Raw genomic sequence first — 24903 nt, 5'->3', positions numbered from 1 at the left:
CCATTATAAAAATCACTATACAATGATTTAGCATAAAAACTCTTAAAAATCCTCTTATATTCCAATTCCTTGACTTAGATCATCACTCATTAACTTAATTTCTTTAAAATACCGTTAACTATTAATAGTTATTTATTCTTTTATTATTTTTTTACTAAGTTGGAGTACATCAATGTCAAAAAAAACCAAAATTCTGACCGCACTCAGCTTCATCGGCATAGGGGCGGTGGCGTTGTGGGGAACACAAACAATTATGCATAAAACCAGCTCACCGGAATTTTGTGTTAATTGCCATTCAATGACTCATCCGCAACAAGAATGGGAGGGTTCAACCCACTTTGCCAATGCAAAAGGTATTCGTGCAGAATGTTCCGATTGCCATGTCCCGCAAGAAGGCTGGCATTATGTAAAAGCGAAATTTATCGCACTGAAAGATGTGTGGTATGAATTGCAAGGCAAGCTGGATTCTAAACAGAAATATGAAGCACACCGAGCAGAAATGGCACAACGCGTATGGGATGAGATGAAATCAACGGATTCCGAAACCTGCCGTAGCTGCCACAGTTTTGATGCAATGGAACTTTCCGCGCAGGCAAAATTAGCCAAAGAAACCCACAATATCGCAAAAACCAATGGACAAACCTGTATTGATTGCCACAAAGGTATCGTACATTTCTTACCTGAAACTCACGGTGACGAAGGAAAACAATCGGCAACCACTTTAGGTGGAAACATCACTCAAGATTCATCTATTTATGCAGCGGAAATGACTTCTGTACAAGGTGAACAAGGTGGTGATATTCGACTAATGCCTTATGCGGAAATAACGAACTGGCAAGCAAAAGGCGAGCAATTACAGGGTACCTTACACGGCTGGCAACAAGTTGGCGCAGATTCTGTGATTTATCTAGAATTAGGTAAACGCATTACCGTAGCATTAGTTGATGAAGAAGCGCGCAAAGGTATGAAAATCTTGCAAACCAAACATGATGAAGTAACCGATTCCGATTGGAAAGAAGTAAGCCTTATTGTTTCTGTACCAAAAGAAAAAATGTCGTCGGATTTAACCGCACTTAATCAATACGGTAACCAGTTAAATCAAGCAAATTGTAGTAGTTGCCACGCAGCAATTAGTGCCGATCACTATACGGCAAACCAATGGATTGGTGTGGTGAACTCTATGAAGGATCGGACTTCTATGAATAAAGATGAAGTACGTGCTTTAACGATTTATCTACAACGTAGCGCCAAAGATATGGCTGCGAAATAATTCACTTCTAATATTGAAAACGAGGTTGAAATGAAAAAGAATAATATCAATCAAAAACGCCGTGACTTCTTAAAAAACACATCCCTTGGCGTAGCAAGTGCATCGCTTTCTAGTGGTATGGTCGGTGCGGTGCTGTCTAAAAGTGCGCTCGCAGGAGAACCTGAATTAAAAACTGTTGTCACCGCCGCACACTGGGGGCCGATTGGCGTAGTAGTGCAAGACGGCAAAGCGGTAAAATCCGGGGCGGCAATTGAACCCGCTATTCCTAATGAATTACAAACCGTGGTCGCAGATCAACTTTATAGCGAGACCCGAGTGAAATACCCAATGGTACGCAAAGGCTATTTAGAAAATCCGGGAAACAGTGATACGACGATGCGCGGACGTGACGAATGGGTTCGGGTTTCTTGGGAGCAGGCACTCGATCTTGTGCATAATCAACTCCATAAAGTGCGCCAACAACATGGCGCAAGTGCGATTTATGCCGGTTCCTACGGTTGGTTTAGTAGCGGCGCACTTCATGCCTCCCGTACGCTGTTACAACGTTATATGAATATTACCGGTGGCTTTGTAGGTTATAAAGGCGACTACTCTACCGGTGCGGCACAAGTGATTATGCCGCATGTACTTGGCACCATTGAAGTCTATGAACAACAAACCAGTTGGGAAGTATTACTTGAAAGCAGTGATATTATTGTGCTTTGGGGAGCTAATCCACTCACAACGTTACGTATTGCTTGGATGTCTTCAGATCAGAAAGGAATTGAATATTTCAAAAAATTCCAAGCCACAGGTAAACGTATTATCTGTATCGATCCGATAAAAAGTGAAACTTGCCAAATGCTCGGCGCAGAATGGGTTCCTGTGAATACCGCAACTGATGTGCCGTTAATGCTAGGGATCGCTCATACATTGGTAAGCGAAAATAAACACGATAAAGCATTCTTAAAAAAATACACAACAGGTTACGGCAAATTTGAAGATTATCTACTCGGTAAAACAGATGGCCAACCTAAAACTGCGGAATGGGCAAGCAAAATCTGTGGTGTACCGGTGGAAATTATTAAACAATTAGCAAATGATTTTGTCACCAAACGTACCATGTTAATGGGCGGATGGGGAATACAGCGTCAACGTCACGGAGAACAATCCCACTGGATGTTGGTTACCCTTGCTTCAATGCTTGGTCAAATCGGCTTACCGGGCGGCGGTTTTGGTTTTAGCTATCACTATGCAAACGGTGGCGTACCAACAGCTACAGGCGGCACTATTGGTTCAATCAGTGCAACCCCGGCAGGTGGAACGGGCGAGAAAACATGGCTGGATGATGCGGCAAAATTTTCTTTCCCTGTGGCACGTATTGCAGATGCCTTGCTCAATCCGGGAAAAACCATTGATTACAACGGGACAAAAATTACCTATCCGGAGATTAAAGTCGTATATTGGGCCGGAGGCAATCCATTCACCCAACATCAAAATACTAATTTATTAGTAAAAGCTTTCCAAAAACCGGAAACTGTCATCGTTAATGAGGTAAATTGGACGCCGACAGCCCGTATGGCGGATATTGTTTTGCCGGCAACTACAAGTTACGAACGTAACGATTTAACGATGGGCGGTGACTATTCCATGCTATCAATTTACCCGATGAAACAAGTTGTAAAACCACAATTTGAAGCGAAAAACGACTTCGATATTTTTGCAGAACTCGCTAAGCGCGCAGGGAAAGAAGAGGAATTTACTGAAGGTAAAACTGAAATGGAATGGCTGGAGGATTTCTATAAAACCGCCTTCACCGCAGCACGTAATAATCGTGTTGCTATGCCTCGTTTTGAACGATTCTGGGAAGAAAACAAACCGTTAATGTTTGAAGCAAACGAGGCGGCAAAAAAATGGGTACGGTATGCGGAATTCCGTGAAGATCCGTTACTGAATCCGCTTGGAACACCATCGGGCAAAATTGAGATTTACTCTGATGTTGTTGCGAAGATGAATTATGATGATTGTAAAGGTCATCCGAGTTGGATGGAACCGGAGGAATTTGCCGGTAATAGCACTGAAGAATATCCTCTTGCTCTAGTAACCCCTCATGCCTACTATCGTTTACATAGCCAATTGGCTCATACTTCATTGCGCCAAAAATATGCGGTTAATGATCGTGAACCGGTATTGATTCATCCTGAAGATGCCAAACCGCGCGGTATCGCTAATGGGGATATAGTCCGTATCCATAATGCTCGCGGTCAAGTATTAGCGGGAGCGGTTGTTACCGAAGGTATTATTAAAGGCACGCTCGGATTACACGAAGGAGCGTGGTATGACCCTCTCGATCCGGGTGAGAGCGAAAGACCGCTATGTAAAAATGGCAGTCCGAACGTGCTTACCCGTGATGAAGGTACGTCTAAATTAGCACAAGGCAACTCGCCGAATACTTGTATTGTACAAGTAGAAAAATATACGGGCGTAGTACCAGAGGTGACGGTGTTTAAACAACCTAAACACTCGGTATAAAACAACAGAAAAAACCAACCGCACTTTTGCAGCAAATCAAAGTGCGGTTGGTTTTTCAATTACAGTTATCAGAATTATGATTCGTCTTTATAACAGAATTTAAAACTAAAAATTATAGTGATAAAACATCTTTTAATATTTGTGCAATACCGCTCTCATTATTTGATGTCGTGACCTGTTTTGCCTGTGATTTCACTTCCTCTTCGGCATTGCCCATTGCGACGCCTAAACCGACCGCACTTAACATACTGATATCATTATGATTGTCGCCAAATGCAATGACTTCCTGCGGATCAATATTCCACTCTTTTAATAACGCAAGTAGTCTGCTGCCTTTTGTATTACCAGCATTGGCAATATCAACGCGATCCACCCAAGACCATTCGCAACTAAATTGCGAAGTTGGCAGTTCATTAACCACATTATTCATAATATCTTTATTTTCTGCACTAATCACACACTTCCAAATTGGGTAATGGTTGTCAATCACATCCTGAATACTTTCCACTTTACGTACATCGGGGCGAACCTCCGGTGAACAACTTTCCACCCATTTAAGAAATTTTTCCATGTGAGGATTAAGTTGTGCATAATTCATTGAATCTCGGGAATACATCAATAGATTGCAATGATGTTTTTCCGCGACATCATAAATTAATTGGGCTTGTTGTTTGGAAAGCGGGTTAGCAAATGGTGTGGAATCCGTCTCTACATCATAAACATAGGTTCCGTTACAACAGATAATCGGTGTATCTAAACCTAATTCACGATAATAAGGTTTTACCGCCGTATGGTGTCTGCCCGTTACCAACAAAACTTTAATCCCTTTATTTATGGCGACTTGAATTGCCAATTTATTTTCCGGCAGAATACGCCCTTCAGAATTTAACAATGTACCGTCAAGATCAAAAGCAACAGCTTTATAATTCATTTTATTCCTCTTTGATTAAAAAGACGGTTAAAAAACCGCCTGATACTTATCATTGCCCGTAATACGCATTTTTACCATGTTTACGGAGATAATGTTTATCCAATAATTCTTGTTGCATTGAGCCTAAACTTGGTCTTAATACTTTACTAAACAGATTCATATAAGCCAATTCTTCTAACACAACCGCATTATGTACCGCATTATCCGCATCCGTTCCCCACACAAAAGGCCCGTGAGAATTAACCAATACTGCCGGAACTTGATTCGGATCGACATGTCGTTTTTGGAAAGTTTCTACGATCACTTTCCCCGTTTCTAATTCGTATTCGCCTTGAATTTCAGCTGGTGTCATTTTACGGGTACAAGGAATGGTTCCGTAAAAATAATCGGCGTGGGTTGTACCTAATGCCAATAAATCTTCTCCGGCTTGCGCCCAAGTAGTTGCATGGCGGGAATGAGTATGCACGATGCCGCCGATATCTTTAAAGCGACGATATAACTCAAGATGTGTCGGCGTATCGGAAGACGGCTTTTTATTGCCCTCTACCACTTTTCCGCTAAATAAATCAACGACAACCATATCCTCCGCCGTCATTACTTCATAATCAACACCCGACGGTTTGATAACCACGAGATTAGAAGTGCGGTCAATTCCACTCACATTTCCCCAAGTAAAGGTAACAAGATTGTGTTTTGGTAGCGCTAAATTGGCTTTTAATACTTTCTCTTTTAATGCTTCTAACATTGGAAGCCTCCTTCTTTCATTTTTTGTTCGATCCAACGACGGGCATTAATAATTTCCGTAACGGGTTCATCCGATTTTTCCGTCCACATTTCAATTAAAAATGCGCCTCGATAATTCAACTCTGCAAGGGTCTTAAAGCAAGTGACAAAATCAACGCAACCGTCTCCAAAGGGTACATCACGGAATTGACCGGCACAGGTTTCAGTAACCTTATAAGTATCTTTTAAATGAATGGCGGAAATTTTATCAATACCGAGTTTTAATTCTTCGGTAACGTTATCATTCCACGCGGAAAGATTACCTAAATCCGGATAGACTGTAAACCAAGGCGATTTAATAATATCATCCCATTTTTTCCAACGGGAAATTGAACTCATAAATTGAGTATCCATAATTTCAACCGCCAACGTAACTTGATTGCTGGCGGCTAACTCCACCGCCCATTCTAAGCCCTGTTGAAAACGTGCGATGGTGTCTTCGTCCTGTTCTTCATAATAAACATCGTAACCTGCTAATTGGATAGTACGAATCCCCGTATCAACGGCAAATTGAATCGCTTTTTCCATAATTTCATAGGCTTTTTGACGAGTGGCTTCATCACGGCTACCAAAGGGAAAACGGCGATGTCCCGATAAACACATTGACGGAATAGTGACTCCCGTATTGACGATCGCTTTAACTAATTTCAACCGCTCTTTTTTACTCCAGTCTAAACGAGCCAAACGTTCGTCCGTTTCATCAACAGATATTTCAACAAAATCAAAGCCACAGGCTTTAGCGATAGACAGACGATCTTGCCAGCTAATGTTTTTTGGCAGGGCTTTTTCATAGATGCCGAGTTTATGTTTTCGCATTTCTGTTCCTTATTTAATGTTGAGGCGGAAAATCATCAAGCCAAGATGATTTCCAACCCTTTATTTCTTAATTTTTCAATGATTTCGACATCTGCTTCTTTGCCGGTAATCAATAAATCAATGCGGGCTAATTCGGTAAATAACATCCCCACTTGCTGCCCTAATTTAGTACTATCAAGCAATACCACATACTTAGCGGATTTGGCAGATAACCGTTGTTCCGAATTGGCAATAATCATATCGGTTTTATATAATCCTTCGGTTGTAAAACCTTTTCCACTGGTAAACATAATATTCGCCGCATAAGGGCTTTCGTTTTGATTAAGAGAAAGGGTTATCGCTTTATTTCGATTATATTGACCTCCCATAATCACAATATCTTCGTGATTGTTTTCAATCAATTTATTAGCAAGCGGAATGAAGTTTGTGATGATCTGCAATTTTCTTCCGCATAAATAATCCCCCAACATTTGCATTGTTGAACCACAGGTTAAAATAACCGAATCCCCTTCTTGACATAATTGACTCGCTGCCTGAGCAATGCGTTGCTTTTCATCAAGATTATGGATTACCGCACTATATTGATAATCTATTGGAGAGGACTGTATCGACTCTGCGCCATTACGCACTTTCTTTAATCGACCCTGTTGGGCTAATTTATTGATATCCCGTCTTGCTGTTGCAGGTGAAATCTCAAATTGTTCAACAATTTCCGTTGTAGAAAGCGCCTTTTTCTCTAGTAACAACTGTAAAAGCCGTCTATGACGGTAATTTTCGTTCATTATATTTTCCTTGCTATTTCTTTGATGCGAATAATGAACAAAAAACGAGCCACCTTCAAGTAAAAAGGTGGCTTTTTTTGTTATAACATTGATTTGAATTGAATATTAGGTTCGTGTTCAAAACAGTCATCAAAACCGCGAGGATGATGATACTCGATTAAATCTTTATCACGAGGATAAACATATTTACCGCCCACTTCCCAAATGAATGGGTGGAATTTATATTGTAGGCGTTCTTTACGCATTTTCCATAATTGGATAATTTCATCGGTACTTGCCATAAAGTTTGTCCAAATATCGTGATGAACAGGAATAATCACTTTACAACGCAGACTTTCCGCCATACGCAATAAATCTACAGAAGTCATCTTATCCGCAATACCGACCGGATTTTCGCCATAATTGTTTAACGCGACATCAATATCGAACTGTTTACCGTGTTTGGCAAATTGAATTGAAAAGTGAGAATCCGCACCATGATAAATATTGCCGCCCGGCGTTTTAAATACATAGTTCACCGCTTTGCGACCCATTTCTTCGTCTGACGGGCAAAGACCGGCTAATTCACCGCCTCGCTCCTCCGCACCTTCAACCGGTAAAGTAACCAAACAAGTACGGTCAAAAGAATCAAGCGCGTGAATTTCTACATCTTTTAATTTCACCACATCGCCCGGTTTTACAATGATAATGCGATCTTCCGGTACGCCCCAATTTTTCCATAGCTCCGCACAATGCCAAGGACCAACAAATTTCACGTGATCCAGTTTCGGATTATTGACAATTGCCGCCGCCACATTCACATCAATATGATCGCTATGGTAGTGAGAAGCGAGAATGAAGTCCACCTCATTAATTGCAAACGGGTCTAACACCATTGGTGCCGCACGCAAGTTTGGTTGCAATTTACGCACGCCCGCCATATTTGCCATTTGATGACCACGCACCATATCTTTTACTTTTTTAGTGTTTTTTCCTCGACCGCACCACAAATCCATACAAAGATTTGCGCCGCCCGGGGTTTTGATCCAAACGCCTACACACCCCAACCACCACATTGCGAAATTGCCTTCCGGAACAACTTCTTGCTCAATTTCTTCGTTTAACCAGGTTCCCCACTCTGGGAAAGTTGATAAAATCCAGCTTTCACGGGTAATTTCTTGAATTTTGCTCATTTTTAACTCCTTCCGTTTACTTAAAAAATCAAAAAATAATCAAAATAAATCATATCAAATCATTTCGTTTTGTAAAATATTTTTTCTAGATTTTATGATCTAGATCTAAATTTATTCTTTTCACTCATTTAATAAAGTTTTAAAACAAGAATGCACATAGAAAACATTAAATCTACTTCGCTTAACATAGCAAGAACCTATTAGAAAAAATAAAATGTGATTTTGTTCACAAAAAATCAAATTCAATCTTTTTTATTCATAGATAATTGCTATTATTTAGCGGATTTCTTTTTCGACACTCTTCGGAACGGACTCAAACGTTAAGTTTTTCCCATTTTAAACAATGTCAACAGAGGTTCTGTTATGGAAACATTATTAGATTTATTTATCGTGTTTAGAGATCAGGTGCTGAACAAAGCGCCACTACTCTTAGGTATCGTGGCCTGTATCGGTTATATTCTTTTACGTAAAGACACCACGACTGTGATCAAAGGGACGATAAAAACAATCGTCGGTTTTATGTTAGTACAAGTGGGTGCCGGCGAATTAGTAAAAGGTTTTAAACCGATTATCACAAAATTATCCGAATATCACGGCTTAACCGGCGCGGTAATCGACCCTTACACCAGTATGCAAGCAACCATTGAAACAATGGCGGATAACTATGCCTGGGTCGGCTATGCCGTTTTATTAGCCTTAGCACTAAATATTTTACTTGTGATATTCAGACGCTTTACCGGTATTCGTACCATTATGCTGACCGGACATATTATGTTCCAACAGGCGGGATTGGTTGCCGTATTTTATATGCTTATCGGCGCGTCAATGATGGAAACCATCATTTATACCATTTATACCGCCATCATAATGGCATTATATTGGGGAATTTCATCCAACATTATGTATAAACCGACTCAAGCCGTCACAGGCGGAGCCGGTTTTTCTATCGGACATCAACAACAAATTGCCTCTTGGATTGCCGTACAACTCGCACCAAAACTCGGTAATAAAGAAGACAGCGTTGACAATATGAAATTACCGAAGTACATATTTTCCACGACAGCATCTCTGCCACCGTGTTGGTGATGACCGTCTTCTTCGGCATTATCCTTCTCTCTTTCGGGTTGGATAACTTACAAACCATGGCTGGCAAAACCCACTGGTCAATTTATATTTTTGAAACCGGATTAAAATTTGCCGTAGCGATTCAAGTCATCGTTATCGGAGTCCGGATGTTCGTCGCCGAATTGTCCGAAGCCTTTAAAGGTATCTCCGAACGGGTGATTCCTAATGCGGTGTTGGCAATTGATTGTGCGGCAATTTACGCCTTCTCTCCGAATGCGATGGTATTCGGCTTTATGTGGGGGGCAATCGGCCAATTCGTCGCAGTCGGCCTATTACTCGGTTTCGATGCTTCCGTATTAATCATTCCGGGCTTTATCCCAATGTTCTTCTCCAACGCAACCATCGGCGTATTTGCCAACCACTTCGGCGGCTGGCGTGCGGTGATGAAAATCTGTTTTGTCATGGGGATTATCGAAGTATTGGGTTCGGCGTGGGTAATTCACCTATTGGCGACTCAAGGCGCAACCTTTAACGGTTGGATGGGAATGGCAGACTGGGCATTATTCTTCCCGCCGGTATTACAAGGTATCGTCAGCGTACCGTTCTTCTTCTTTGTTATCTTAGCTGCCGCCTTTGTTTATATGGCGTTTGCCGCGAAAAAATTACGTGCGGCCGAAGCCGCGGCAGTGGCTGCCGGTAAAACCCTTGAGCAAATGGACGGTTATGGCGTTGATGAAAGTGAAGACCAACCGGTATCTCAACAACAATCAAGCCAAAGTGCGGTCGAAAATAACGAAGTTTCCGACGAGACGACAAAACCGGTGCGTATTCTAGCTGTTTGCGGTTCCGGTCAAGGATCTTCAATGATGATGAAAATGAAGATCAAAGGTTATTTGGATAAACGCGGTATTCCTAACATTATGGATTCCTGTGCGGTGACCGACTATAAAGGCAAACTGGACAGCACGGATATTATTGTTTCGTCAAAACATTTATCCGATGAAATTCAAGTTGGCGAAGGAAAATATGTTTTAGGCGTACAAAATATGTTAAACCCGAATTCCTTTGGGGACGAGTTAATTGAGTTGATTAACAAATTCCAAAATAGTAAATAAGGACTAATTAAAGTGCGGTCGGTTTTCAACGAGAATTTACCGCACCAATTTCACACTACATAATTAAGGATATTAATATGTTAAAAGAATCACTTATCGCCAACAATTCGATCAAGCTTAACCAAACTGCTGCAGATTGGAAAGCGGCAATTAAAATCGGTACGGATTTATTAGAGGCTTCGGGCGCAATCGAACCTCGTTATTACGATACGATTATCAGCAATATCGAAAAAATGGGGCCTTATATTATTTTAGCACCGGGGCTTGCCATGCCGCACGCCCGTCCGGAAGAAGGCGTGATTAAAACGGCATTTGCCTTAGTTACCTTAAACGAACCGATTTATTTCGACGGAGAAGAGGATCCGGTATATGTGTTAATTACCCTTGCTGGTAGCGACTCCGATCAGCATATGCAAGGTTTAATGGAAATTACCCAAGTCCTTGATGATCCGGATAGCGATGACGGCGTGGATTTAAACCGCTTCCGTAGTTGCAATAATGCCGATGAAGTTTATGCGGCAATTGATAAAGCACTAAACGGCTAATCTAATCAAATTCAAAAAGTGCGGCCAAAATTAACCGCACTTTCCCCTATTTCAATTTAACAGAAGGAATAATCACTATGTCTAAACCATTATTACAAATTGCGCTTGACTCCCTTTCTTTGGAAAAAGCCGTTGCCGATGCCAAACAAGCGGAAAATTTAGTGGAAATTATTGAGATCGGCACTATCTTAGCCTGTGCAGAGGGTATGAAAGCCGTCAGCACCTTGCGTGCCTTACACCCAAACCATATTATCGTGTGTGATTTGAAAACTACCGACGGCGGGGCAATCTTAGCAAAAATGGCATTTGAAGCGGGTGCTGACTGGTTGACCGTCTCCGCTGCCGCCCACCCTGCGACAAAAACGGCTTGTAAAAAGGTGGCGGACGAATTCAATGCTGCTCACCCTGAATTAAAAGTCAAAAAAGAAATTCAAATTGAAATCTACGGAAATTGGACGGTAGAAAAAGATGCCAAAGAGTGGGTTGAACTAGGTGTGACACAAGCAATCTATCACCGTTCACGCGATGCGGAATTAGCAGGTAAAGGTTGGACAACGGAAGATGTTGAATTAATGAAAAAATTATCTGTTCTAGGACTTGAGCTATCCATCACCGGTGGCATTGTGCCGGAAGATATTCATCTATTCAAAGAGATCAAAAATGCTAAAGCCTTTATTGCCGGCAGAGCCTTAGTCGGAGAAAAAGGCAAAGCAATCGCAGAAGCCATTCGCGCTGAAATTGAAAAGTATTGGGTATAACTAATCTTCCAAACGAGAATATCTAAATAAAAATCGGATAAACCCTACGGTTTTATCCGATTTTTTATCAATTAATTTTGGGATTAATTTGTTCCGCCTACTGTGATTTCATCAATCTTCAATGCCGGTTGCCCTACGCCAACCGGTACGCTTTGCCCCTCTTTACCGCATACACCCACGCCTAAATCCAATTCACTTTTATCAGCAACCATAGAAATTTTCTGCATCACCTCAATACCGCTACCGATTAAGGTTGCCCCTTTTACCGGTTTTGTAATTTTACCCTTTTCGATAAGATAGGCTTCTGAGGTGGAAAACACAAATTTGCCTGAAGTAATATCCACTTGTCCGCCACCAAAGTGAGGTGCATAAATGCCGTGCTCGACCGAAGCAATTAAATCTTCAAAATTACTCTGTCCCGCCAACATATAAGTGTTTGTCATACGCGGCATCGGTAAATGGGCATAAGACTCACGACGACCATTCCCTGTCGGTTTTACCCCCATCAATCGCGCATTCATTTTATCTTGCATATAACCCTGCAAAATGCCGTCTTTAATGAGTACATTACATTGGCTCGGTACACCTTCATCATCAATAGTCAGTGAGCCACGACGGTTAGCAATCGTGCCGTCATCTACAATGGTACACAACGGTGAAGTGACCAATTCACCGATTTTGCCGGTAAAGAGTGAAGTTTCCTTTCGGTTAAAATCACCTTCCAGCCCATGCCCTACAGCTTCATGTAATAATACGCCTGGCCAACCTGCCCCCAACACAACCGGTATTAATCCGGCCGGTGCGGCAACCGCACTTAAATTAACCAACGCCTGACGAACCGCTTCTTTCGCAAAACTCACCGCTCGAATATCGCCGTCAACGGTTTCAAAGAACCAATCCAATCCAAAGCGCCCGCCGCAGCCGCAGCTTCCTCGTTCGCGCTTGCCGTTTTCTTCCACTAAAACGGAAATCGATAAACGTACAAGCGGTCGGATGTCTGCCGCCAATGTACCGTCCGTTGCCACGACCAACACTTCTTCATAAACGGCACTTAAGCTGGCAGAAACTCGGGTTACACGAGGATCTTCCGCTCGGGCAATGCGATCAACCAAATTCAGTAATTCAATTTTTTTCTCTTTCGACAAACTCTCTAAGGGATTAACTGCAGCGTAACGCATAATCGGATTTACAGTATTAAACGCAGTCGGCACAATAATATTGCCCTGCTTAGTTTGCGCAATACCTTTTACCGCATTAGCACATTGTTGAAGGGAAGAAAGCGTAATTTGATCCGAATAGGCAAACCCAGTTTTCTCGCCGGATACCGCACGCACCCCAACGCCGCGATCAATGTGAAATCCCCCCTCTTTAATGATGCCGTCCTCCAAAACCCAGCTTTCGTCTTGACTAAGCTGAAAATATAAATCGGCATAATCAATATTTCGGTGTGACATCACATCAAAAATATTCATCAATTCTTTAGTTGATAAATGGCTTGGGGTAAGTAATGTGTTTGAAACTTGATTTAACATTTGTTCTCCGAAATTCATAAAATTCTTTGTGGTATTCCGATAAATTCTCAATATAAAAACGAAAATTCTTGGGAAAAAATATTAGTTAAAATGATCCAATCCAAATTGGTACAAGGCGTTTTTCTTGTGGCCGTATAATTCCGCTACAATCGCCGCCGCTTTTTTAAGCGGTAATTCTTGAGCAATCAAGGTTAAGGCTTTAATCGCTTGAGGAGATAATTCCGCTTCATTTTCTTGCTTAGGTTTACCTTCTACGATCAATACCATTTCACCCTTAGTACGATTTGGCGATTCGGCTAACCATTCTCGTAAATTCCCAATCCTATCACCCATAATGGTTTCCCAAGTTTTCGTTATTTCACGGGCTAACACCACATAACGATCTTCGCCCAATACCTCTTGCATATCCGCAAAGGTATCCAAGATACGATGGGTGGATTCATAAAAGATTAAAGTGCGGTCTTCTTCCGACAAGTTTTCTAACTTATCCTTGCGCGCTTTCGTTTTCGCCGGTAAAAAGCCTTCAAAACAAAAACGATCCGAAGCAATACCGGAAGCGCAAAGTGCGGTAATCGCAGCACAGGCGCCCGGCAAAGGAACCACTTTGATCCCTGCATCACGGCATTGACGCACTAAATGAAAACCGGGATCGCTAATTAAAGGCGTACCGGCATCAGATATTAACGCAATACTGCTTCCTTGTTTTAACTTTTCTACCAAAACAACGGCTTTTTCCTGTTCGTTATGATCATGCAACGCAAAAAACGGCTTTTTAATCCCATAGTGACTAAGTAATAAACCGCTATGGCGCGTGTCTTCCGCCGCAATTAAATCCACTTGTGAAAAAATATCCAGAGCACGTTGAGTAATATCTTGCAGATTGCCTATCGGTGTTGCCACGATATATAAAATTCCGGTTACATTATTCATTTTGTTTGCTTTTAAGGTTTGAGATAAGTAAGATCACTTCATTATTGACGCATTCATAATGGAGCAAAAGCGAATATGTCTATTCTATTACAAGGCACAGGTTTTAAAAAACGTTTAATGCCAATTTTATTATCCGTAGCGTTAGCCGGTTGTTCCAATTTATTCGGCAGTAGCTTCACCGAAACACTTCAACGTGATGCTAACGCCAGTTCTGAATTTTATATGAACAAATTGGCACAAACCCAAAATGTTGAGGATAAGGAAACCTATAAATTACTCGCTGCACGCGCATTCATCACAGAGAATAAAATTGCCCAATCTGAGGCAATATTATATGAATTAGGCGAATTAAATGATGCACAAAAACTTGACCGTTCACTAATTGAAGCCCGTCTTTCTTCTGCGAAAGGTGCAAATGAAGTGGCGGAAAGCCAATTACGTTTAATTGATTTAAATAAGCTGAGTGCTTCTCAAAAAGCCCGTTATTATGAAACGCAAGCGGCCATTTTTGAAAACCGTAAAGATGTGATTGAAGCAGTAAAAGCTCGTATAAAAATGGATAACAATCTTACCGATGTACAACGCCGCCAAAGCAATGTAGATAAAATTTGGGCATTACTACGTTCGGCAAATACGGGTGTGATCAATAATGCACCGGATGACGGCAATGCGGCATTAGGCGGTTGGCTTACTTTAATTAAAATCTATAACGACAATATTCGTCAGCCTGTGCAGTTAAGCCAAGCCCTACAACAGTGGAAAACTGCATATCCAAACCATGCCGCAGCCACTCTCTTTCCAAAAGAATTACAAAGCTTGTTGAACTTTCAACAAACCAATCTTGCACAAATCGGTTTAATCTTGCCGATTAGCGGAGACGGGCAAATTTTAGGCAATACTATTCTATCCGGTTTTAATGATGCCAAAGGAAATTCGACCATTCCCGTACAAATTTTTGATTCATCTACTTATTCCATTGACGATATTATCGCACAAGCAAAACAAGCCGGTGTGAAAGCCTTGGTGGGGCCTCTTTTAAAACAAAATGTGGATGCGATCATTAATAATCCGGCGTCTCTACAAGGGATTGATGTATTAGCCTTAAACTCAACACAAAATACCCTTGCCATTAACCAGATGTGCTACTACGGTTTATCGCCGGAAGATGAAGCCGAATCGGCCGCAACCAAAATGTGGAATGACGGAGTACGCAACCCTGTTGTTGCGATGCCGCAAAATGAATTAGGTCAGCGTGTCGGCAATGCCTTTAATGTTCGTTGGCAGCAATTAGCCTCAACGGATGCCAACATTCGCTACTATAATTTACCGGCTGATGTGCCTTATTTCTTGCAAGAAAACGGTACAAATTCGACTGCACTTTATGCAGTCGCCAATCCTGAAGAATTGGCAGAAATCAAAGGTTATCTTGCAAATAGCGCACCAAATTTAAAAATCTACGCAAGTTCGCGTTCTAATTCGGCAAGCAATTCCGCTGAATATGTAACGCAAATGAACGGCGTACAATTTAGCGATATTCCGTTTTTCAAAGAATCTACATCCGCGCAATATCAAAAAGTGGCGGGTTCAACCGGTGGTGAATATCAGCTAATGCGTTTGTATGCAATGGGTGCGGATGCTTGGTTATTAATCAATCATTTCAATGAATTACGACAAGTACCGGGCTATCAATTAAGCGGTTTAACAGGCATCTTAAGCGCAGGGCCAAACTGCAATGTAGAACGCGATATGACTTGGTTCCAATACCAAAACGGTCAAGTGGTACCGGTGGCTAACTAATATGTTTTCGTTAAAACGCCAACAAGGAGCGGGCTTTGAGCATCAAGCCCGCCTTTTTTTGGAATCAAAAGGATTGCATTTTATTGCAGCAAATCAGTATTTTAAATGTGGCGAATTAGATCTCATTATGCAAGACGGACAAACTATTGTGTTTGTGGAAGTACGCCAACGTTCAAATACACGCTTTGGCTCGGCTATTGATAGCGTTGATTGGAATAAACAGCAAAAATGGCTTGATGCCGCCAATCTGTGGCTTGCCAATCACAATCTTAGCTTAGAAGATGCTGATTGCCGTTTTGATCTCATCGCTTTCGGCAAAAACACACAAGATATTCAATGGATTCCTAATTTTCTCGACTAATTTTATTTTCAATTATGTTACAACAAGTTAAAGACATTTATAGCGAAAGTATTCAAATTCAAATTTCCGCTTCCAGTTTACTGACGGAAAATATAGCTAATGCAAGTCAAAAAGTTATTCAATGCTTACTTGGCGGCAATAAAGTGATTGCTTGCGGTATCGCGCGCTCTTACGCCAATGCACAATTTTTAGTTTCCAATCTGCTTAACCGCTATGATATTGAACGCCCAAGCTTTCCTTCTGTCCTGCTCAGCCTAGAAAGTGCGGTCGGATCCTCACTAGTTTTTGATCATTCTCCGGAAAATCTCTATCAACATCAATTTAACGCAATGGCAAAACCCGGCGATTTACTTATTGCGTTTGCTCCGCTTGGTGTGGAGAAAGCCGTACTAAACACCATTGCCAATGCGGTGAGTAAAGAAATTAATGTCATTGCGTTAACCGGTTCAAATAACGATACTATTCAAGGTCTATTAGCAGAACAAGATTTGGAAATTTCCATTCCTACCAATAAAGAAAGTCGTATTTTAGAAAATCATTTATTTGTGATTAATGCAGTTTGCGAATTAATTGATCAAACATTATTTCCAAGAGTTTGATAGAATACCCATCATCATTGGGAGCCGGCCCCTAAACTATTTCACTATTTATTTGACTAACTAACTGATTCATTTAAATAAAGGAGAAAGAAATGAAACTAACTTCATTAAAAAAATTGGTATTTATTATGAGTGTCTCCGTTCTACTACAAGGCTGTGTCGCCGCAGTACTCGGCGGAGCCGCAGCAGGCACAAAAGTAGCAACAGATCCGCGCACAATGGGTACACAAGTAGATGATGAAACCCTGGAATTTAAGGTAGAAAATGCCTTAGACAAAGATGAACAAATCAAATCCGAAGCACGTGTAAATGCCGTCTCTTACAGTGCGCGCGTATTATTAATCGGTCAAGTACCGAGTGAAAGTACAAAGGAAACCGCCACCGGCCTGGCAAAAGGTGTAGATGGCGTAGCCGATGTCTATAATGAGTTACGAGTGGGCTCTAAAATTACTATCGGGCAAATTAGCAAAGACAGTTGGATCACAACGCAAGTAAAATCCAAAATGTTAATAGATAATCGTGTAAAATCAACGGACGTAAAAGTCATCACTGAAAACGGTGAAGTATTCCTATTAGGTAATGTAACCCAAGCTCAAGCTGATGCGGCGGCAGAAATTGCCAGCAAAATTAACGGTGTGCAAAAAGTCGTTAAGGTATTCAAATATTTAAACTAATCTTCCTAAAATAAATCGTTTTACCCCTAAAAGTGCGGTCGAAAACAATGTAATTTTCGACCGCACTTTTTGTATTTTTTCAAGTAAAAATTCATATTTTTACCAATTATCAGAAAAGTATTTGTTTTTTAATAACAAATTTTTTGTCAATCGTTTTCAAGAAAAATTTATTGCTTGATCTGACCTAAGAAACACATTATCTTGTGCATCATTCTTTTTACAACACTATATATTGTGTTCAAAAAATATCATAGCAATTGCAGGGATCGTATTCATGAACAAGAGTTTAAAGGTTACCAAGCGTGACGGTTCGCAAGAACAAATCAATCTTGATAAAATTCACCGAGTGATTACTTGGGCGGCAGAAGGATTAGAAAATGTTTCCGTCTCTCAAGTGGAGTTACGTTCACATATTCAGTTTTACGAAGGCATTCGTACTTCCGATATTCACGAAACCATTATCAAAGCAGCAGCGGATTTAATCAGCAAGGATACGCCGGATTATCAATATCTTGCTGCTCGTTTAGCGATTTTCCATTTACGCAAAAAAGCTTACGGTCATTTCGATCCGCCCCGTTTATATGATCACGTCAAAAAACTCGTGCGTATGGGCAAATATGATCATGCCCTTTTAGACGATTACACCCGTGAAGAATGGGATGAAATGGACGGTTTTATCGATCACTGGCGTGATATGACCTTTTCTTATGCGGCAGTAAAACAACTGGAAGGGAAATATTTAGTGCAAAACCGTGTAACCGGTGAGATTTACGAATCGGCACAATTCCTTTATTTATTGGTCGCCGCGAGTTTGTTTTCAAAATATCCGCAAGAAACCCGCTTGGACTATATCAAGCGTTTCTACGATGCGACTTCTACATTCAAAATTTCCTTGCCAACCCCAATTATGGCGGGGGTGAGAACGCCAACCCGTCAGTTTAGTTCTTGCGTATTAATTGAATGTGGCGACAGCTTGGATTCCATTAATGCCACCGCTTCTGCCATTGTGAAATATGTTTCCCAACGGGCGGGAATCGGGATTAATGCCGGTGCAATTCGTGCCCTGGGCAGTGAAATTCGTGGCGGTGAGGCTTTCCATACCGGTTGTATTCCGTTCTATAAGTATTTTCAAACGGCGGTGAAATCTTGTTCTCAAGGCGGTGTACGTGGCGGTGCGGCAACGGTTTACTACCCGTTATGGCACTTAGAGGCTGAAAGCCTACTGGTATTGAAAAATAACCGTGGTGTGGAAGATAACCGTGTGCGCCACATGGACTACGGTGTGCAATTAAATAAATTAATGTATCAACGCTTAATTAAGGGTGGTGATATTACCTTATTCAGTCCTTCCGATGTACCGGGACTTTACGAAGCTTTCTTTGCCGATCAAGAGAAATTTGAGGAACTTTACCTCAAATACGAACAAGATCCGAACATTCGTAAGCGTTCCGTTAAAGCGGTTGAAATTTTCTCTTTGCTAATGCAAGAACGCGCCTCAACCGGTCGTATCTATATTCAAAATGTAGATCACTGTAATACGCATTCACCGTTTGATCCGCAAGTGGCACCGGTACGCCAATCTAACTTATGCTTAGAAATTGCCTTACCAACCAAACCATTAAATCATATTCATGATGAAAACGGTGAGATTGCCCTTTGTACTCTTTCCGCATTTAACTTAGGCAAAATTGAAAATCTTGATGAATTGGAAGAATTAGCGAATCTTGCCGTTCGTGCATTAGACGCCTTATTAGATTATCAAGACTACCCTGTCGCCGCAGCAAAACGCAGCTCCCTTGCCCGCCGTTCTCTCGGTATTGGTGTAATTAACTATGCCTATTACTTAGCGAAAAACGGCGTGCGTTATTCTGATGGCAGTGCCAATGATTTAACCCACCGCACTTTTGAAGCGATTCAATATTATTTATTAAAAGCCTCAATGAATTTAGCCAAAGAACAAGGTGCCTGCGAATATTTCAATCAAACCACCTACTCACAAGGTATTTTACCGATTGATACCTATAAAAAAGATTTGGATTCGCTCACACAAGAACCATTGCACTACGATTGGGAAAGTTTGCGTAAAGACATTCAAGAATTCGGCTTACGTAACTCGACCCTCACTGCATTAATGCCGTCAGAAACTTCATCACAGATTTCTAACGCAACCAATGGTATTGAACCACCGCGCGGTCATGTCAGTGTGAAAGCCTCAAAAGACGGGATCTTAAAACAAGTGGTGCCGGATTACGAAAACTTAAGCGACAATTACGAATTGCTGTGGGATATTCCAAACAATGATGGCTATCTCCACTTAGTCGGCATTATGCAAAAATTCGTGGATCAAGCAATTTCCGCTAACACTAACTACGATCCAAAACGTTTTGAAGACGGTAAAGTACCAATGAAAGTGCTATTAAAAGATTTATTAACCGCTTACAAATACGGCTTAAAAACTCTTTACTACCAAAACACCCGCGACGGCGCCGAAGATGCTCAAGAAGATCTTGATGACGGCTGTGCTGGTGGGGCGTGTAAGATTTAATGAGGAATAATACTAATGAACATTAATAGTATTCTAGAAAATTCTGTCAGTAGATATAAAGATCCCGAAGGTAATATTATGTGGAGCGATGTAATCCTAGATATCTATCAACAGAAAATTAAAGATCTGTATCCACACTATGTCCGTAAATGGCCCATAATTAATGGTATTAGTAGAGTTCAATCATTTGATCTACCTGGAGAATATATTGCTTTTTTATATGTAAATTCACCAATGGCTAATATATGTTTTAGTGGGGGAGGAACATTAACTTCGGACGATCTTGAACTAGACATAGTACAATCCAATAATCTAAATAAGGTAAGAGAATACTTCTATAACAATTTAAACTTAAATGAAGGTGATGGATTATTTATTGTAAATAAAAATTTAAGTAATTTACTTTCAGAAATAGAATTAAACATTGAAAAACATAAATTCTTTTTAGGATTAACACCAATGAAAATATTCCTAAGTCATAAAACAGCTGATAAGCCAAAAGTTAGAGAATTCAAAAGAATTCTAGACCAAATAGGATTTGATAGTTGGCTTGATGAAGAAGAGTTGACTGCAGGTGCTCACTTGGAAAAATCATTATTTAACGGTATGAAAAATTCATGTGCTGCCGTATTTTTCTTAACTGAAAATTATAGAGATACTAATTACTTAGAAAGTGAGATAACTTATGCAATAAAAAGGAAAAGAGAAGATCCAAAATTTGCTCTTATTGCATTAAAGTTAAGCCCTAATGCAACTGTTCCAGATTTGCTAACACCATATGTATATAAAGAACCAACTTCAGATTTAGAAGCATTATCTCAGATCATAAAAGCTATTCCAGCTAAAATTGGAAAAATAATATATCAGTAAAAGGACAAAAAATGGCATATACAACCTTCTCACAAACCAAAAACGACCAACTCAAAGAACCGATGTTCTTTGGTCAAAATGTAAACGTGGCACGTTACGATCAACAAAAATATGAGACTTTTGAAAAGCTCATTGAAAAACAACTTTCTTTCTTCTGGCGTCCGGAAGAAGTGGATGTGTCGCAAGATCGTATCGACTACGCTGCATTGCCGGAACATGAAAAACATATTTTCATCAGTAACTTAAAATATCAAACCTTGCTTGATTCTATTCAAGGAAGAAGCCCTAATGTGGCATTGTTGCCGTTGGTATCTATTCCGGAATTGGAAACTTGGATTGAAACTTGGACGTTTTCCGAAACCATTCACAGCCGTTCTTACACCCATATTATTCGTAATATTGTGAACGATCCCTCTATCGTCTTTGATGACATCGTCACCAACGAAGAAATTATCAAACGTGCGCGCGATATTTCCTCTTATTACGATGATTTAATCCGTGATAGCCAACTTTATAGTTTATACGGGGAAGGAACTTACACCGTAGATGGTAAAGAATGTGTCGTTACCTTACGCAACCTCAAAAGACAACTTTATCTTTGCTTAATGAGCGTGAATGCCCTTGAAGCCATTCGTTTTTATGTGTCTTTTGCCTGCTCTTTCGCCTTTGCGGAACGCCAATTAATGGAAGGTAACGCAAAAATTATTAAATTTATCGCCCGTGATGAAGCGCTACACCTAACCGGTACACAGCATATTTTAAACATTATGGCGGCGGGTCAGGACGATCCTGAAATGGCGGAAATTGCTGAAGAATGCAAACAGGAAGCCTATGATTTATTCCTTGCTGCGGCGGAACAGGAAAAAGAATGGGCGGATTATTTGTTTAAAGACGGTTCAATGATCGGCTTAAACAAAGATATTTTGGTGCAATATGTGGAATACATCACCAATATCCGTATGCAAGCCGTTGGCTTACCGTTACCGTTCCAAGCGCGTTCCAACCCAATCCCTTGGATTAATGCTTGGTTGGTTTCCGATAACGTACAAGTAGCGCCACAAGAAGTAGAAGTGAGTTCTTATCTTGTGGGTCAGATTGATTCTAAAGTGGATACCAAAGATTTTGGCGATTTCGATCTTTAATTAACTCAGTAGTTAAACATAAAAATTGCGAGGAATTATTTATTTTCTCATAGCAAAATAAAATCCATGCTTAAAATTCTGCCGAATTTCTCGCACACTTTTGAATTTAAGATGATAGATAAAAGAGCCGGTTTTGCCGGCTCTTTTTATATTCTAAATAATCGTAATCATTAAAAGACTAAAACCCTTCAATTATTCACTATTAGTAAATAATCTTTTAACAAAAATCGTCTTTTTCTTTTTTTAGGCGGATGTAATATACGCCACATCAAGAACGCACAGTAATGTGCAATTCATTGTAAAAAGTTAAGGAATATCTATGAAAACTGTATTTCATTCCGCAAATTCTCGTGGCAATGCAGATCACGGCTGGTTGAAAAGTCGTCATATTTTTAGTTTCGCCAATTATTACGCTCCTGATCGTATTCACTTCGGTGCATTACGAGTGATCAATGATGACTTTGTGGAAGGCGGACGCGGTTTCGGTACGCATCCACACGATAATATGGAAATTATTTCCATTCCGTTAAGCGGTGATTTAGCCCACCGTGACAGTATGGGTAACGGCAGTGTGATTCGCCACGGCGATATTCAAGTGATGTCGGCCGGTACAGGTATTACCCATAGCGAAATGAACCCGAACACGGATATACCGGTGAAATTTTTACAGATTTGGGTGTTCCCAAATAAACGTAATGTGACACCGCGTTATCAACAAATAAGTATTGCGGAGGGCGCAAAACCAAACGATTTCCAACAAATTTTATCGCCAAATGCGGATGATGAAGGGGTATGGATTCACCAAAATGCCTGGTTCAACTTGGCAAAATTTGACAAAGGTACGACGAAAGAATACCGCTTAAACGACACGAAAAATGCTGTATATATATTTGTGATTAAAGGTTCGGCAAAAGTAGCCGGTTTCGATCTTTCCGAGCGTGACGGCTTAGGCGTTTGGCATGTCGAGAACTTCAATGTGGAAGCAACGGATGATGCTGAAATTTTGTTGATGGAAGTACCGATGGAACTTGCCATGGAGTAAGACGGCAAAGCAGTAATGAGCGGTGATTGCCGCTCATTTTCAGTGCCTCTTGCCAACTACTTTAAAATCACTAAAATAACGTTTTTCATTTTAGTCGGTCGGTAAATTCAATATCCAAAATCCGTTGGATTTTCCGACCGCACTTTTACTCGACGATTTTATTAACCATAATCTTATTAGGAGATTTTTTTAATGAAAAAACAACACTTGCCCTTGCATTAGGCATATTATCGGTTACTAGTAGCAATCTTTATGCAAAAGCCGGCAATAAAGTAGATATTGCCGAACCGTTTAACGAAACAGTATTAATCGATGGCTTGGAAAGCCCTTGGGAAATGCTTTGGGGTAAGGATAACCAACTTTGGATTACCGAGCGTCAAGGCAAAAATATTGTTAAAATCGATCCAAAAAGCGGAAAACGTACCGTTTTATATCATTTTGAAAACACCTTCTCCGCTCCTCCACATCAAGGTGTATTAGGGTTAGCGCTTGCGCCGGAATTTTTATCCGGTAAAGGGGAAAACTATCTTTATACCGCCTATAAGTATAATGAAGGCGAAAAAATTCGCGCGCATTGTTCGTTTAACTTACGATGAAAAAGCCAATAAATTGGCAAATGAAACCATTGTGATGGATAAATTGCCGGCAAGTGGCGACCATAACTCCGGGCGTTTACGTTTTGGGTCGAACGGCAAATTATTCTACACCATTGGCGATCAGGGCTTCGGATAAGGTAAGCATGTTAATAAAGAAATCCAATCACAACACTTACCAACAGCTGAGCAGGTTGCAAACAAAGATTATTCACTTTATCCGGGTAAAATTCTACGCTTAAATGTGGACGGTTCGATTCCAGCGGATAACCCGGGATTAAACGGCGTAAAAAGCCACGTTTACGCTTACGGTTTCCGTAACTCACAAGGTTTAGCCTTTGTCGGTGATAAATTATTTGCAGTAGAACACGGCCCGTCTAGCGACGATGAATTAAACCGCATTGAAAAAGGCGATAACTATGGCTGGCCGAATGTTGCAGGTTATAAAGACAACGAAGCTTATGTTTACGCCGAATGGTTCAAAGCACCGAAAGAATTACAAGCGAAATTTGATTCTAATGTGATCCCTGAGGGCGTGCCGGTTCACCAAGAAAGCGAATTTAACGCACCAAACTTTAAAGCACCACAAAAAACCTTCTTTACCGTGCCGACAGGTTATAACTACTCCGATGAAAATTGCGGTAAGTTAGCATTTTTATGCTGGCCGACCATTGCTCCGTCAAGCATTATTTACTATCCGAAAGACGGTGCGATCAAAGAGTGGCAAAATTCCTTGTTAATCACTACCTTAAAAACCGGGGCGATTTACCACGTGAAATTAGACGGCAAATCAGAACAAATGCAAGACGATTTCAGCAAACACTTCAAAACCGATAACCGTTACCGTAATGCGGTGATCAGTCTTGATACGCGTAAAATCTACGTAGCGACCGATGCGGTCGGTTACGGTTTAGGCAAAAATGGTAAACCGAACACCGAAATGCAAAACAAAGGCGCAATTATCGTGTTCGAATACACCGGTAAATAACCCTAACTCTCACAAGCAATCGAATATCGACCAAAATTGTAAATATTTCAAGGCATCTTTAAAGATGCCTTTCTTTTAAAGG

21 protein-coding genes and 2 pseudogenes are annotated in these 24903 nt (G+C 40.8%); 16 read left to right on the top strand and 7 right to left on the bottom strand.

Annotated features, from left to right (window positions below; translation table 11 throughout):
* The first annotated feature begins 172 nt into the window (after nucleotides 1-172).
* Together BKL51_RS02050 and torA are read left to right on the top strand one after the other, a co-directional pair.
* Nucleotides 173-1270, top strand: a complete 1098-nt coding sequence (locus BKL51_RS02050) for a NapC/NirT family cytochrome c (protein WP_077465086.1) — start codon at nucleotides 173-175, stop codon at nucleotides 1268-1270.
* 30 nt (nucleotides 1271-1300) lie between these two features.
* A complete protein-coding gene (gene torA / locus BKL51_RS02045; protein ID WP_077465085.1) occupies nucleotides 1301-3781 on the top strand; it encodes a trimethylamine-N-oxide reductase TorA in 2481 nt (826 codons plus the stop codon).
* A gap of 112 nt (nucleotides 3782-3893) precedes the next feature.
* On the opposite strand, the gene BKL51_RS02040 is transcribed toward torA, so the two are convergent.
* The 5 genes from BKL51_RS02040 to ulaG form a co-directional block, all read right to left on the bottom strand.
* Nucleotides 3894-4712 (bottom strand): pyridoxal phosphatase, encoded by an 819-nt coding sequence (locus BKL51_RS02040; protein ID WP_077465084.1) that lies wholly within the window; start codon nucleotides 4710-4712, stop codon nucleotides 3894-3896.
* Between the two features lie 49 nt (nucleotides 4713-4761).
* Nucleotides 4762-5457, bottom strand: coding sequence for an L-ribulose-5-phosphate 4-epimerase (gene araD / locus BKL51_RS02035; protein ID WP_077465083.1), 696 nt, complete (start codon nucleotides 5455-5457; stop codon nucleotides 4762-4764).
* Entirely contained in the window at nucleotides 5451-6311 is an 861-nt protein-coding gene (locus BKL51_RS02030; protein ID WP_077465082.1) for an L-ribulose-5-phosphate 3-epimerase, read from the bottom strand. The genes araD and BKL51_RS02030 overlap by 7 nt, the downstream gene beginning before the upstream one ends.
* Nucleotides 6312-6346: 35 nt before the next feature.
* On the bottom strand, nucleotides 6347-7093 hold the full coding sequence (ulaR, locus tag BKL51_RS02025; RefSeq protein ID WP_077465081.1) for an HTH-type transcriptional regulator UlaR: 747 nt from the start codon (nucleotides 7091-7093) through the stop codon (nucleotides 6347-6349).
* Between the two features lie 80 nt (nucleotides 7094-7173).
* On the bottom strand, nucleotides 7174-8265 hold the full coding sequence (gene ulaG, locus BKL51_RS02020) for an L-ascorbate 6-phosphate lactonase (RefSeq protein WP_077465080.1): 1092 nt from the start codon (nucleotides 8263-8265) through the stop codon (nucleotides 7174-7176).
* A 363-nt stretch (nucleotides 8266-8628) separates the two neighbouring features.
* On the opposite strand from ulaG, the pseudogene BKL51_RS02015 reads away from it, so the two are divergent.
* The 3 genes and pseudogenes from BKL51_RS02015 (at nucleotide 8629) to BKL51_RS02005 (ending at nucleotide 11748) form a co-directional block, all read left to right on the top strand.
* Nucleotides 8629-10445, top strand: a pseudogene (locus BKL51_RS02015) (PTS ascorbate-specific subunit IIBC).
* Between the two features lie 77 nt (nucleotides 10446-10522).
* Nucleotides 10523-10990 (top strand): PTS sugar transporter subunit IIA, encoded by a 468-nt coding sequence (locus tag BKL51_RS02010; RefSeq protein ID WP_077465079.1) that lies wholly within the window; start codon nucleotides 10523-10525, stop codon nucleotides 10988-10990.
* A 77-nt stretch (nucleotides 10991-11067) separates the two neighbouring features.
* Nucleotides 11068-11748 carry a 3-keto-L-gulonate-6-phosphate decarboxylase UlaD gene (locus BKL51_RS02005; protein WP_077465078.1) on the top strand — a complete coding sequence of 227 codons (681 nt, stop codon included), beginning with the start codon at nucleotides 11068-11070 and terminating at the stop codon, nucleotides 11746-11748.
* Nucleotides 11749-11831: 83 nt separating this feature from the next.
* Here the strand turns inward: BKL51_RS02005 and tldD are convergent, their stop codons facing one another.
* Together tldD and rsmI are read right to left on the bottom strand one after the other, a co-directional pair.
* Complete coding sequence (gene tldD / locus BKL51_RS02000) at nucleotides 11832-13280, bottom strand: metalloprotease TldD (RefSeq protein ID WP_077465118.1); 1449 nt, start codon at nucleotides 13278-13280, stop codon at nucleotides 11832-11834.
* A gap of 81 nt (nucleotides 13281-13361) precedes the next feature.
* Nucleotides 13362-14210: a 16S rRNA (cytidine(1402)-2'-O)-methyltransferase gene (rsmI, locus tag BKL51_RS01995; RefSeq protein ID WP_077465077.1), complete on the bottom strand. Its 849-nt coding sequence runs from the start codon at nucleotides 14208-14210 to the stop codon at nucleotides 13362-13364.
* 75 nt (nucleotides 14211-14285) lie between these two features.
* Between rsmI and BKL51_RS01990 the strand changes: the two genes are divergently transcribed.
* From BKL51_RS01990 to BKL51_RS12040, 11 genes and pseudogenes are all read left to right on the top strand, one after another.
* Entirely contained in the window at nucleotides 14286-16007 is a 1722-nt protein-coding gene (locus BKL51_RS01990) for a penicillin-binding protein activator (protein ID WP_077465076.1), read from the top strand.
* A gap of 1 nt (nucleotide 16008) precedes the next feature.
* Nucleotides 16009-16368: a YraN family protein gene (locus BKL51_RS01985; RefSeq protein WP_077465075.1), complete on the top strand. Its 360-nt coding sequence runs from the start codon at nucleotides 16009-16011 to the stop codon at nucleotides 16366-16368.
* 14 nt (nucleotides 16369-16382) lie between these two features.
* Nucleotides 16383-16967 carry an SIS domain-containing protein gene (locus BKL51_RS01980; protein WP_077465074.1) on the top strand — a complete coding sequence of 195 codons (585 nt, stop codon included), beginning with the start codon at nucleotides 16383-16385 and terminating at the stop codon, nucleotides 16965-16967.
* A 92-nt stretch (nucleotides 16968-17059) separates the two neighbouring features.
* Nucleotides 17060-17641, top strand: a complete 582-nt coding sequence (dolP, locus tag BKL51_RS01975; protein ID WP_077465073.1) for a division/outer membrane stress-associated lipid-binding lipoprotein — start codon at nucleotides 17060-17062, stop codon at nucleotides 17639-17641.
* Between the two features lie 274 nt (nucleotides 17642-17915).
* Entirely contained in the window at nucleotides 17916-20186 is a 2271-nt protein-coding gene (gene nrdA / locus BKL51_RS01970; protein ID WP_077465072.1) for a class 1a ribonucleoside-diphosphate reductase subunit alpha, read from the top strand.
* 15 nt (nucleotides 20187-20201) lie between these two features.
* Nucleotides 20202-21056, top strand: a complete 855-nt coding sequence (locus tag BKL51_RS01965; protein WP_077465071.1) for a toll/interleukin-1 receptor domain-containing protein — start codon at nucleotides 20202-20204, stop codon at nucleotides 21054-21056.
* An 11-nt stretch (nucleotides 21057-21067) separates the two neighbouring features.
* Nucleotides 21068-22198, top strand: a complete 1131-nt coding sequence (gene nrdB / locus BKL51_RS01960; RefSeq protein ID WP_059366632.1) for a class Ia ribonucleoside-diphosphate reductase subunit beta — start codon at nucleotides 21068-21070, stop codon at nucleotides 22196-22198.
* A 319-nt stretch (nucleotides 22199-22517) separates the two neighbouring features.
* On the top strand, nucleotides 22518-23240 hold the full coding sequence (locus tag BKL51_RS01955) for a pirin family protein (protein WP_077465070.1): 723 nt from the start codon (nucleotides 22518-22520) through the stop codon (nucleotides 23238-23240).
* Nucleotides 23241-23575: 335 nt separating this feature from the next.
* Nucleotides 23576-23836, top strand: coding sequence for a hypothetical protein (locus BKL51_RS12315; protein WP_369801902.1), 261 nt, complete (start codon nucleotides 23576-23578; stop codon nucleotides 23834-23836).
* Nucleotides 23790-24218, top strand: a pseudogene (locus BKL51_RS12045) (sorbosone dehydrogenase family protein); the annotation flags it as partial. The gene BKL51_RS12315 and the pseudogene BKL51_RS12045, both read left to right, overlap by 47 nt.
* A gap of 135 nt (nucleotides 24219-24353) precedes the next feature.
* Nucleotides 24354-24821: a PQQ-dependent sugar dehydrogenase gene (locus tag BKL51_RS12040; protein WP_369801904.1), complete on the top strand. Its 468-nt coding sequence runs from the start codon at nucleotides 24354-24356 to the stop codon at nucleotides 24819-24821.
* The last annotated feature ends 82 nt before the right edge of the window (nucleotides 24822-24903 follow it).

The sequence above is a fragment of the Rodentibacter sp. Ppn85 genome (assembly GCF_001999335.1).
Taxonomy (GTDB): Bacteria; Pseudomonadota; Gammaproteobacteria; order Enterobacterales; family Pasteurellaceae; genus Rodentibacter.
The sequence above is the reverse complement of the archived record's forward strand: the minus strand, read 5'-3'. Positions and strand labels throughout refer to the sequence as shown.